The 11,010-nt window shown below is 37.5% G+C and carries 11 protein-coding genes, 1 tRNA gene, 1 pseudogene and 1 riboswitch; of the genes and pseudogenes, 5 read left to right on the top strand and 8 right to left on the bottom strand.

Annotated elements, in window-relative coordinates:
• The 7 genes and pseudogenes from K8S13_RS09185 to hisB form a co-directional block, all read right to left on the bottom strand.
• A pseudogene (locus K8S13_RS09185) lies at positions 1-405 on the bottom strand (nucleotide-binding protein); the annotation flags it as partial.
• Between the two features lie 10 nt (positions 406-415).
• Positions 416-1,231, bottom strand: a complete 816-nt coding sequence (locus K8S13_RS09180) for a Nif3-like dinuclear metal center hexameric protein (protein WP_291462115.1) — start codon at positions 1,229-1,231, stop codon at positions 416-418.
• Between the two features lie 155 nt (positions 1,232-1,386).
• Positions 1,387-1,463 (bottom strand) — tRNA-Ile (locus tag K8S13_RS09175).
• A 54-nt stretch (positions 1,464-1,517) separates the two neighbouring features.
• The gene (gene rpoD / locus K8S13_RS09170; protein WP_291462113.1) at positions 1,518-3,428 is read right to left on the bottom strand and encodes an RNA polymerase sigma factor RpoD; all 1,911 of its coding nucleotides are present in this window, start codon (positions 3,426-3,428) and stop codon (positions 1,518-1,520) included.
• A 24-nt stretch (positions 3,429-3,452) separates the two neighbouring features.
• Positions 3,453-5,234 carry a DNA primase gene (dnaG, locus tag K8S13_RS09165; RefSeq protein WP_291462111.1) on the bottom strand — a complete coding sequence of 594 codons (1,782 nt, stop codon included), beginning with the start codon at positions 5,232-5,234 and terminating at the stop codon, positions 3,453-3,455.
• A gap of 95 nt (positions 5,235-5,329) precedes the next feature.
• Positions 5,330-6,052, bottom strand: coding sequence for a 1-(5-phosphoribosyl)-5-[(5-phosphoribosylamino)methylideneamino]imidazole-4-carboxamide isomerase (gene hisA / locus K8S13_RS09160; protein ID WP_291462108.1), 723 nt, complete (start codon positions 6,050-6,052; stop codon positions 5,330-5,332).
• Between the two features lie 26 nt (positions 6,053-6,078).
• Positions 6,079-6,666: an imidazoleglycerol-phosphate dehydratase HisB gene (gene hisB, locus K8S13_RS09155; RefSeq protein ID WP_291462107.1), complete on the bottom strand. Its 588-nt coding sequence runs from the start codon at positions 6,664-6,666 to the stop codon at positions 6,079-6,081.
• A 221-nt stretch (positions 6,667-6,887) separates the two neighbouring features.
• Here hisB and K8S13_RS09150 point away from each other — a divergent pair, with 221 nt between their 5' ends.
• Positions 6,888-7,613 carry a putative metalloprotease CJM1_0395 family protein gene (locus K8S13_RS09150; RefSeq protein ID WP_291462104.1) on the top strand — a complete coding sequence of 242 codons (726 nt, stop codon included), beginning with the start codon at positions 6,888-6,890 and terminating at the stop codon, positions 7,611-7,613.
• A gap of 24 nt (positions 7,614-7,637) precedes the next feature.
• Here K8S13_RS09150 and K8S13_RS09145 read toward each other — a convergent pair whose 3' ends face one another.
• Positions 7,638-8,180, bottom strand: a complete 543-nt coding sequence (locus tag K8S13_RS09145) for an isochorismatase family protein (RefSeq protein ID WP_291462103.1) — start codon at positions 8,178-8,180, stop codon at positions 7,638-7,640.
• A gap of 393 nt (positions 8,181-8,573) precedes the next feature.
• Here K8S13_RS09145 and K8S13_RS09140 point away from each other — a divergent pair, with 393 nt between their 5' ends.
• The 4 genes from K8S13_RS09140 to K8S13_RS09125 all read left to right on the top strand — a co-directional run.
• Entirely contained in the window at positions 8,574-8,927 is a 354-nt protein-coding gene (locus K8S13_RS09140; protein WP_291462102.1) for a flagellar basal body rod C-terminal domain-containing protein, read from the top strand.
• Between the two features lie 4 nt (positions 8,928-8,931).
• Complete coding sequence (locus K8S13_RS09135) at positions 8,932-9,411, top strand: LEA type 2 family protein (protein ID WP_291462101.1); 480 nt, start codon at positions 8,932-8,934, stop codon at positions 9,409-9,411.
• Positions 9,412-9,948: a C40 family peptidase gene (locus K8S13_RS09130; protein ID WP_291462100.1), complete on the top strand. Its 537-nt coding sequence runs from the start codon at positions 9,412-9,414 to the stop codon at positions 9,946-9,948.
• Between the two features lie 321 nt (positions 9,949-10,269).
• A riboswitch (cyclic di-GMP riboswitch) is annotated at positions 10,270-10,346 on the top strand.
• Positions 10,347-10,399: 53 nt separating this feature from the next.
• The coding region (locus tag K8S13_RS09125) for a hypothetical protein (RefSeq protein WP_291462098.1) at positions 10,400-11,010 on the top strand (611 nt) is incomplete at its 3' end.

The following is an 11,010-nucleotide window of genomic DNA, read 5'->3' as shown; positions in this document are numbered from 1 at the left end:
CTCTTTTTCACTTTCCTGAACGATTTCTTCCATTTTTTCTTTTTCATCAAGATATTCCAGTAATTCAGTTTCCAGGGCATCTTTACGTTTTTTATTATCATCCACTTCCCTTAAAAAAAGTTGATATTCCTTATTAGTCTTTACCATCCTTAATTTTTCATTGCTTTTAATAATACGGTCATCAACAATTTGAATTTCCATTTCAATATCCCGGCAAGCTGCTCCAGCACTTAAAAGGTTTTCTTTGTTTTCTTCTAAGGCATTTCCAAACTGTTTTAACTGACCACTTAATTTGCCTTTTTTCTTTTCAACTTTTTCCAGGACAGCTCTAAGCCTGACAATTTGAGTTTCAGCTTCCTGAAGTTTGACCAGGGTTTCTATATTCTGTTTGGAAATATCATTCATAATGTTATCCTTAAACTATAGTAAATGGATCTTTTTCTTTTTTAAATCTTTTTATTTGTATATTATATCCTGCTTTCTGAACTACCCGACTTAATTTGTCAAAAAGCAAATCAACCACCATATGTTCAGAGCCGAAGTGTCCGACATCGATAAGAGCTTTAGAATATTCTTCAACACGCCTTGCCTCGTGATATTTCATATCTCCGGTAATATATACATCTGCACCGGATTCCAAAAAATCATCCAGAAGAGAGCCACCGCTGCCAGTACAAATGGCAACCGAGGTTACGGGCAAATCCATGTCTCCCGTTACTCGCAGATGGGTCAAATTAAGATTTTCTTTTACTTGGAGAACAAGTTGTTTAAGTACGGATGGAGAGTTAAGATATCCGATTCTGCCCATACCGATCAGTTCATTTGCAGGCATGGATGACGAATTCTCTATCAAAAAACCCTTTGTTTTTTTTATACCAATCTTTTTTGCAAAATAATCATTTAAACCGTCATTGGCTTTGTCTAAATTTGTGTGAACGGAAACAATACTGATTCCATGTCTTGCGGCAATTTCGATTGCACTGCCCGGCATTTTATTAAAATCAATGAATTTTTCAGCCCGGAGCATCAAAGGATGGTGAGTGAGCACAAGGTCACAATTGTTTTGTTTTGCAGCATTCATCAATGACATTGAAACATCAAGCCCGATGATTATTTTTTTTACTTCCCAGTTCAGATTTCCTGCCTGGAGCCCTGAATTGTCCCAATCTTCAGCAATATCGAAAGGTGCAATTGTATTGAGCAGTTCCAATATATCCTTTGTTCTCACCATACTAAACCCATGTGTAAATAAAAAAAGCGTGGTAAATAACCACGCTTTTAATTTTTTATATCCGGTTGATAAACTCCTGGCACATTCATATGCAAGTTGAGTATCCTCTCTTGTTTTTTGTTACAACCATACAATGTACCTTTAATATTTTTTATTGGTGGGCCCACCTGGACTCGAACCAGGGACCGACCGGTTATGAGCCGGTGGCTCTGCCAAACTGAGCTATGGGCCCTTTTATTCACACAAACTTGCAATATATATATAAATACTGATTTAGTGTCAAGATTTAATTCTCAATAAAGGTCTTGAGTTTCCTGCTTCTTGTCGGATGTCTCAACTTTCTCAATGCTTTTGCCTCAATCTGACGAATACGTTCTCTTGTCACTGTAAAATCCTTTCCAACTTCCTCTAATGTATGGTCTGATTTCTCACCAATACCAAACCGCATTCGAAGGACTTTTTCCTCACGGGGTGTTAAAGTAGCAAGAATTTTCCTTGTTTGCTCTGCCAAGCTGAAATCAATAGCTGCATCCGAGGGAATGGAAAACTTTTTATCTTCTATAAAATCACCCAGATGACTGTCCTCTTCTTCCCCAATGGGGGTCTCAAGAGAAATAGGTTCTTTGGCAATTTTTAATACCCGTCGAACTTTTTCAATGGGAATTTCCATCTTTTGGGCAATTTCTTCAGGAGACGGTTCCTTACCCATTTCCTGTACAAGGTATCTTGATGTCCGAATAAGTTTGTTGATGGTTTCTATCATATGTACCGGTATCCGGATGGTTCTGGCCTGGTCTGCAATGGCTCTTGTTATGGCCTGTCTGATCCACCAGGTAGCATAAGTAGAAAATTTATATCCTCTTCTGTATTCAAATTTATCCACCGCCTTCATCAAACCGATATTGCCTTCCTGAATTAAGTCGAGAAATTGCAATCCCCTGTTCGTATATTTTTTTGCGATACTGACCACCAGTCTTAAATTTGCTCTTACTAGTTCTCTTTTTGCAAAATCAGCATTTCTACGCCCTTTGTCGATACAGTCGGTAATCTGTTTTAAATGTTTGGAGTCCCCTTTGATTTCATTTTTTCTCAAAGAAACCTGGGTTAAAATGGAACAAATATCCTGATATAATATTCCGGCCCGCTCTTTTTTAATATCAGACTTGGATAATGCCCACTTTACAAATGTCTTTTCATCAGAGAGCTGATCAAACATTTTTCGACTTTTAACATTAAAAGTTCTGGCACATTTTTCAAGCAACTCATCAACTTTTTCAAACCATATAATGGTATTTCGAATGCTTTTTTCAATCCTATCAATAACGTTGGATTCAAATCGCCATTTTTTTAATTCCTCAAATATGATTTCCGTGTTGCTGAATATCTCCTTGGAAAAGGTTTCATATTTTTTAGATCTTTTTTTCTCTTGCAGTAATAGATCTCTTTTGTTTAGATTTTCCTGATGAATATTTTTTATTATTTTTATGGAATTTAAAAATTTTTCCTGCTTGGAAACCTCATCGACAACCCCATCCCCTTCATCCACATCCCTTAAAACATGCTTGGGCCGCATGGTCTTTTGTTCCATCTTATCTCCATAGATGAAAATCGTGGATACTGATAAGGGGCAATCCAACATGGCTCGCAGGACATCACGTTCCCCACGCTCAATCTTTTTGGCAATTTCAATCTCACCTTCACGACTGAGCAAAGTGACCATTCCCATTTCTTTGAGATACATTTTCACAGGGTCAGTAACGGCACCAAACTCTACATCCGACCCCGCTTTCTTAGGAGGAAAAAGGTTTTTGACTGCTTGTTTTTTTTCTTTTTCAACATCCTTTTTAGTTTCTTTTTTAGATGCTTTTTTATTTTTTTCAGTCTTTTTACTTACCGCTTTAGTTCCCTTTTTAGTCGTCTTTTTATTTGCAGCCTTTTTTACAGTGGCTTTTTTTGCAACTTTCTTAGTCGCTTTTTTTATTTTTTCTTTTTCCTTATCCACAAGCTTGATTCCAAGCTCTTTAAATTGCATAACAATATTTTCAATCTGATCCAATGATTTTAAATTATCGGATATTGCATCATTAATTTCGGCAAAGGAGAGAGAACCGTTTTTTTCACCTTTTTTAATAAGTTTTTGTAACTCTTTCTTACTAATTACTACATTCTCTCCAGACTTATTTGTCTTACCCGCCATAAAATGCCTCCCAAAGGGTTAAAGTTATAACCGACCATGTAATTGCTGAATCTCTGCCTGCTTTTGCTTTAAAAGCTCCATCAAATCAGAATCACAGCCCTTTTCCGCACTTTTAATTTTAGTTGTTAAAGTGTTTTGCTGCTTTTTTCTTACTCTAATAATTCTATTGATTATAGACAGAGCTGTTTTATGAATATTTTCTGAAACAAAATCATTCATGGCATAAGATGCGATAAGTTCTTGATCCTCACTATTTTCCATTTTTACCATAACATCTGTGATGAAGGCTTCTTTACCGGGATCTATACTTATAATTTTCTTTGCTATGCGTTTTAGTTTTTCAGAATAAAAACAATCTAAAACATCTCTGTTTTTAATTTCATCTATGATTTCGGGAAAATTGAGCATCAGTGAAATCATCTGCTCTTCTCTTCGATCAGACGCAAGAGTATTTTCCTCTTTTGTTGATTCATTCAAATATGATCTTTTTGCCGGGCCATTTAAATAGTGTTCCCTGACTTTCTCCAAAACTGCTTTTTCATCAATATTCAAGTTTTCTGCAAGGTCTTTTATATATAAAGATCTTAAGGCACTATCCTGAATCAAAATCAAATGTTGTTTCATATCATCTAGAATTCTAATCCGTCCTTCCACAGACAGCCCATGGGTATCAATGGAGACCTGTAAAAGAAATTGCATAACGGTTTTGGCATTTTTTGCCAATTCATTAAATGCTTTTTGCCCATGTTTTACCACATAGGAATCCGGATCATTCCCTTCAGGAAGTACAAGTACTCTTGTATCGACGCCCTCTTTTAAAAAAATTTTAATACTTCTTTTTGCTGCATTGATTCCGGCCGCATCAGAATCAAAAACAAGTACCATCTTTGCAGCATATCCTTTAAGGATTCTTACGTGATCCGGTGTTAATGCGGTACCAAGACTTGCGACTGTATTTTTAATGCCGTGTTGATAGAGGGATAAAAAATCAAAATATCCTTCAACAATATAAACAAACCCTGTCTGTCTGCAAAATTGTTTTGCTGCATGAAGGCCGTAAAGAATACGGCTTTTATTATATACGGGTGTATCAGGAGAATTCATATATTTGGGCATGGCATCATCCATCACCCTGCCGCCAAAGCCTGCCACCTGCATATTTACATCAAAAATAGGGAACATGATCCGGTTTCTGAACCTGTCATAATACCCGGTCTTTTGTTGCCTTCCCAAAATCAAACCGCATTGGACGGCTATATTTTTAGAAATTTTTTGTTCTTGCAACATCTTAACAATGGATTCCCACTTATCCGGAGAAAAACCTAAGTTGAACTGCTGAATAATATCGTCGGAAATCCCTCTTTGTTTTAAATATTTTCTTGCCTTGTCCCCCACCTTGTTACCGGGTGCTGAATTTTTCAACTCATCAAAATAGATCCCCATAACGGTTTTATTTAATCGAAACAAACTTTCCTTAAGAAGGAACTCTTTTCTTTTTGCAGGATCAATGTCTTTGGTTTCAATGGTTATATTATACTTACGGGCCAGCATTTTTGCTGCCTCCGGGAAGGTAATCCCGTGATATTTCATAATATAAGACAATACATTCCCCCCGGCACTGCAACCAAAACAATGAAAAATCTGTTTGCTTGCATTGACGGAAAAGGAGGGTGTCTTTTCAGAATGGAAAGGACATAGCCCAAAAAAATTTCTTCCGGATTTTTTTAAAATGACAGACTCTGAAATAATATCAACAATATCTGAAGTATTTAAAATCTCTGAAACTTTTTCTTCAGGAATATACATTTAGGTGGCGCTGACTCCAAAATTTAACGGTTTTACTAGTAATATAAGCTAAGTATTTAAAATCACATGTCAATAATTATCTTTAAGGATAATTGTCAGTTTGAAATCCTGATAGCCTCTTTTAAATCAAGGGTTCCTTCATAAAGGGCTCTGCCGGTTATAACACCGGTCACCCCCTTATTCTCTATTTCAAGAAGATTTTTAATGTCCTGAATTGTACTGACACCACCGGATGCCACAATGGGTATTGAGACTGCATCTGCCATGGCTGCTGTTTCTTCAATATTGGGACCGGTCTGCATGCCGTCCCTGTGAATATCAGTAAAATTGATTGCCGCAACACCGCAGGACTCAAATTCTTTTGCAAGATCAATGGCACGCGTCTCAGATGTCCGGCTCCATCCTTCAACGGCAACCCTGCCGTTTCTTGCATCAATTCCAACGACAATTTTACCCTCAAAGTGTTTACAGGCATCTTTTACAAGGTCCGGATTATAGAGGGCAACACTTCCAATAATGACTTTTGAAACGCCTGCATCAACATACATTTCAATAGTTTCCATGTCTCTGATGCCACCTCCCACCTGTATGGGGACATTAATACCGGCCAAAATATCCCGGATGGTTGCAAAGTTTTTTACTTCTTTGGCAAATGCACCATCAAGGTCTATAACATGAATAAGGACAGCGCCGTCAGCTTCCCATTGTTGAGCCATTTTTAAAGGAGAGTCCGAATAATGGGTGGTATCTTCCATCCGGCCCTGCAACAGCCGGACACATTTGCCTTTTTTAATATCAACAGCAGGTATAATTATCATTGATTTCCACTAGTTTTTTAAAATTTCTATAGAGTTCCCTTGCTGGACAGGGCACCACAAATATTTTCATCTATTCTGGTGGCCATATGCAAGGATCTTCCAAAAGCCTTAAAAATTGATTCAAGAACATGGTGCTCATTCACACCATAATAAGAATTAATATGAAGATTAAATGCCCCTTGTACACAAAATGATTGGAAAAATTCTTTAGCAAGAAAGGCATCAAATTTTCCTATTACTTTAAGATCAGCCGGAAAATTGTAGACAAGATACGGCCTGTTTGACAGATCTATTGTAACCCTGGACAACGCCTCATCCATCGGAACACAACTATCTCCAAACCGAACAATTCGTGTTTTATTTTCAAGCACTTTTGAAAGTGCCTGCCCAAGGACCAGTCCGACATCCTCTATTGTATGATGATAATCAACGTCAAGATCCCCTTTGGCACTGATCTTGAGATCAAAAAAACCATGAACGGTGAAAGCGGTCAGCATATGATCAAAAAAAGGAATTCCAGTTGAAATATCACCCTTGCCGGAACCATCTAAATCAAAACGGACAAAAATTTCAGTCTCTTTTGTTTTTCTGGAAACGCTTGCCTGTCGATCCATAAAAAAATCCTTGAATTGCAGTTAAATGATTAACCAACTCATATATGAATAACATTCAATAAATATGAATCCTTTAAGATACATAAATCAAGGCTTTTTGTCAAATATTTTTTTGACTTTTTTGAGTTTGGTAAAATTTTTATTGCAATGGCAATCGTTTATAAATATAATGGGTTAGTGCCAATAAAAATAATGATACCATTCTTTGGAAACAATGAAAAATGAATGTCAGCGCAATCAATATTTATCAATCCGGTTTTATTTATAATCCTGTTTCAAAAATAAAATCCGTTGATACAAATCCTTTTGCATTTGCAAAAAATGACCCGACATTTAATCCTATTGTAAATGCGAACTCACCGGAACAGATTACTCAAACTTCAAATACTGACAATAACACTCAGAAAGACAATCAATCAACACCAGATAACACTGAAACACAAAATAACTCCGACACAACCACTATTAATGGCCAGGAGCTGACCCGGGCGGAAATCCAGCTTCTTGATGAACTCAAACAAATTGATACCAAAGTCAGACGGCATGAAATGGCGCATATTGCAGCGGGCGGAAGATATATCACTTCAGGAGCCAATTTCACATATAAACGCGGACCCGACGGAAGAAACTATGCTGTTGGCGGTGAAGTCAGCATTGATACATCTCCGGTCCCCGGTGACCCCCAGGCCACAATCCAAAAAATGCGGCAGGTCAAAAGTGCTGCCCTTGCACCTGCCGACCCTTCCCCTCAAGACATTCAAGTGGCATCTAAAGCAACACAAACTGCATCTAAAGCCCTTTCTGATCTCATGATATTACAGGCAAAAGAGCGGGTGGATTCCAATGAAAACAAAGCATTTGGAGGAATTAAAAAAGCGGCAGATTCCTATGAGAAGGTAAGCAATCTACCCGAAGATGACACTTCCTCCTTCCAAATTGCGGTTTAACCGTAGCCAAAAGTTTAATCGAATCTATTTTATAAGTTTGATAATCTGTTTGAATTTATCCCCCTGTGCTGCACGCAACAATTCAAAAAATACCATTTCAACGCCGCTAGCCTGACCGCCTGACTGAACAATTCTTTGAATACCGATCTCTTTATTCTCTCTGGTTCTGGAAGCAGTACAATCTGAAACAACCTGCACCTGACAGCCTTGTTGAATTAAGTCGTATCCGGTCTGGAAAACACAAATATGGGTTTCAATTCCAGTCAAAAGCACCTGGGTCCTTCCGGCTTTTTTGAATTTATCCATAAACTGAGGTTCACCACAGCATGAGAATGAAAATTTCTCAATGGGTTTTTCTCCTGTCAGATATTTTGAAACGGCTTCAGTGGTTGGGCCTAAATTCTTTGGAATCTGTTCCATCCAGATAATCGGCACCTCAAGAATTTTCATACCCTGAATCAGTATCCCAAGGGATTTAAACAATTTTTCCTTTTCATACATTAACTGAGCCAGCTGGCCCTGAACATCAATCAACAGCATAATGGTCTTATCAATGGCAAACATCATTCTCTCCTTTGGCTATTAATGTTTAGGGTTCACTCAAAAATAAATTACCGATTTTGAGAGTTGAGTCGCCTGGCCTACAAGGCGTGAAAACTAAGGCATATCGGGCATATGCTGTGTTTTCACAACGAAGTAGGACAGGATGAATCGGCTCTCAAAATGTAAAGTTATTTTTGAGTGGGCCCTTAGAACACAATTTGTAATTACTGCCGTTTTTTGTTAACTTAAATACTATAAATAATGAATTGGACGGATAATTACTTGAAACATTATTTAGTAAAATTAATTGTAACCATCAAAACTAAAGGGATTCACTGTTCTTTTTATTTTCAATACCTTTTTAGCACGCTTATTGCAATAAACTCTTTATAAAGAACTTTTTTAGGAGTGATATCTATGATTGCACCAATTCAGAGTAACATATCGGCCTTACAGGCATTTTCAAAACAAATGGCGGTCAGCGCCAACAATGTTGCCAATGCCCTTTCTGATGATTTTAAAAAGAGCCGGGCAATAAACACTGAAGGAGAAAACGACCAGGTTAAAGTGACCATCACAAAAATTGATACCCCGGGTCCGCTGGTGGAGGACCCTTTAAGTAAAACCGGTGAATTAAAAGAGCTGTCTAACACCGACATAGTTGAAGAACTCACGAACCAGATTATGATTGAGCAGGGATTTAAGGCCAATGCAAAAGTCATTAAAACATACGAAGAAACCATTGGCTCTCTTATTGACATGATAGGATAAACTGATGACAAAAATTATTTGTTATGTTCTGTTTTCTCTTTCTTTACTCTTTACCTTAAGTTGCGCAACACTCCAACCCGGATATGAAACACCGACTGTCAGCATCACTTCCTTTGAAGCTATTCCTTCCCAGGGTATGATCCCCCAATTTCAAATAGGTCTTCATATTGTCAATCCCAATCGATCCCCACTGGATTTAAAAGGCATTTCTTATACTATTACCCTTGAAGGGCACAAAATCATGACAGGTGTATCCAACCAGCTTCCCCGGATCGAAGCCTATGGTGAGGGTGATGTTGTGCTGAATGCATCGGTTGATCTTTTCAGCAGCATTGGTTTTTTTACAGATCTAATCCGTAATCAAAAAAAAGATATGATCTCATACAGTCTCAATGCAAAGCTTGATGCCGGATCTTTACATCCGTTAATCAGGGTCACTAAAAAAGGAAAAATCTCTTTAACACAACCCAACCAACACCAATAAATGGATAAAGTCACAAAACATTTTTCATTCCTGTTATTGATATTGCTATTATCTTCATGCTCTGCACACAAAGAAACTGCTTATCAACAGCACATTCCCCCTCCACAACCTGGATTACATATTCAAAATTCTGATGGTTATCATCCACAGATCGAATCATCTAATCAAAGAAAAATCATAGTACAACATGCTATTAAAAACCTTGGCATTCCCTATAAATGGGGTGGGCAATCCCCCCAAACCGGTTTTGATTGCAGCGGACTGATCGTTTACACCCATCAAAAGGCTGATATTATCATACCAAGAACGGCTAAAGCACAATTTTACAATAGCAAAGTCGTATCAAGAAAAAACTTGCAAATTGCAGATCTTATTTTTTTTAAAAACCCCAAAAAAAATAAAGTCTTTCATGTTGGATTTTATATTGGTGACGGTATTTTTGTCAATGCACCCGGTAAAGGCAGGAAGGTCACCTATGGATATCTAAACAACCCTTATTTTAAAAAACGCTATGTCGGTTCAAGAAGCTACTTGTAAAAAGAAACAAGATCTTGGAATAAAACTAGCACAATTGCGGGATTTGAATCCGATATCTTGAACACATTGCTTTTCGTGGCGGGGATAATCTTTTATGTAAACATTTACCCAAAAGTATTACATTTATTTCCTAATTTATAACTATTTTTTCTCAAATTACTCTGCTTGATTTTGATGAATGATACAATCAAAAACCATTTAAATTTATATTTTTTGTAAGAACCCTTGATTTTCTGATCAATTTTCAATGCTTTGGTAAAATTTACTATCTACCAAAGCAAAACAGGCATAAATATTGCAGCCAAACAAGGAAGGAAATTGAGATGATAAAGCCAACTCAGTAAAAATACTGGGACGGAAATCCACGGGTCTGAATTTGAGATAGCCGGGTTGCCATTGAGGTGATCCGGTTTTTTTTTATTGATTTTTAATATAAATTAGGGCTGCTGATATGAAATGGTTTTTGAAAAATTTAATGATAGCTATCATCGGAATATTTTTATTTATTTGTTGCCCTGCTACCATGGTTTATGCTGACACGGTATATGTTGAAGGCGAAGGATATCTTGAGCCGACTGAAAATTCCCAGGTTCCTTTTAACCCTTCTTTAACCCAACAAAATTTAGTCACCAAAGGAGAAGGAGATTATTCCCTTACTGTGAATCCGATGGTGGATAATTATCCCGATAATAAGCTGTACATTACATTATTGAATTCCTCCGGTGAAGTTGTGACCGGTGCAGCTCAGGGAGATTTTACACTTGCCGAGCAATCCGAGACAGAAACCCAGCCCACGATTGAAACAATAACCTGCTTTGAGGAAGCTACTTCAGGAACAAACGGCATTTCATTTTCTCTGGTGTTTGATGTTTCAGGTTCAATGGGTACCACAAAGCTTGCGGATGCCAAACAGTCGGCAATTAACTTTCTGAACAGTGGTGGGACTAATGACAGGGCATCTCTTGTAAAATTCAGCACTGCGGCTTCGGTTGTATTGAATACCAACTGGATCAATACAGACTCAGACAGCAATGGCACATATGATATTATTGATCAATTATC

This window comes from Desulfobacula sp. (genome assembly GCF_021107415.1).
This window is presented reverse-complemented; position numbering and strand designations above follow the sequence as displayed.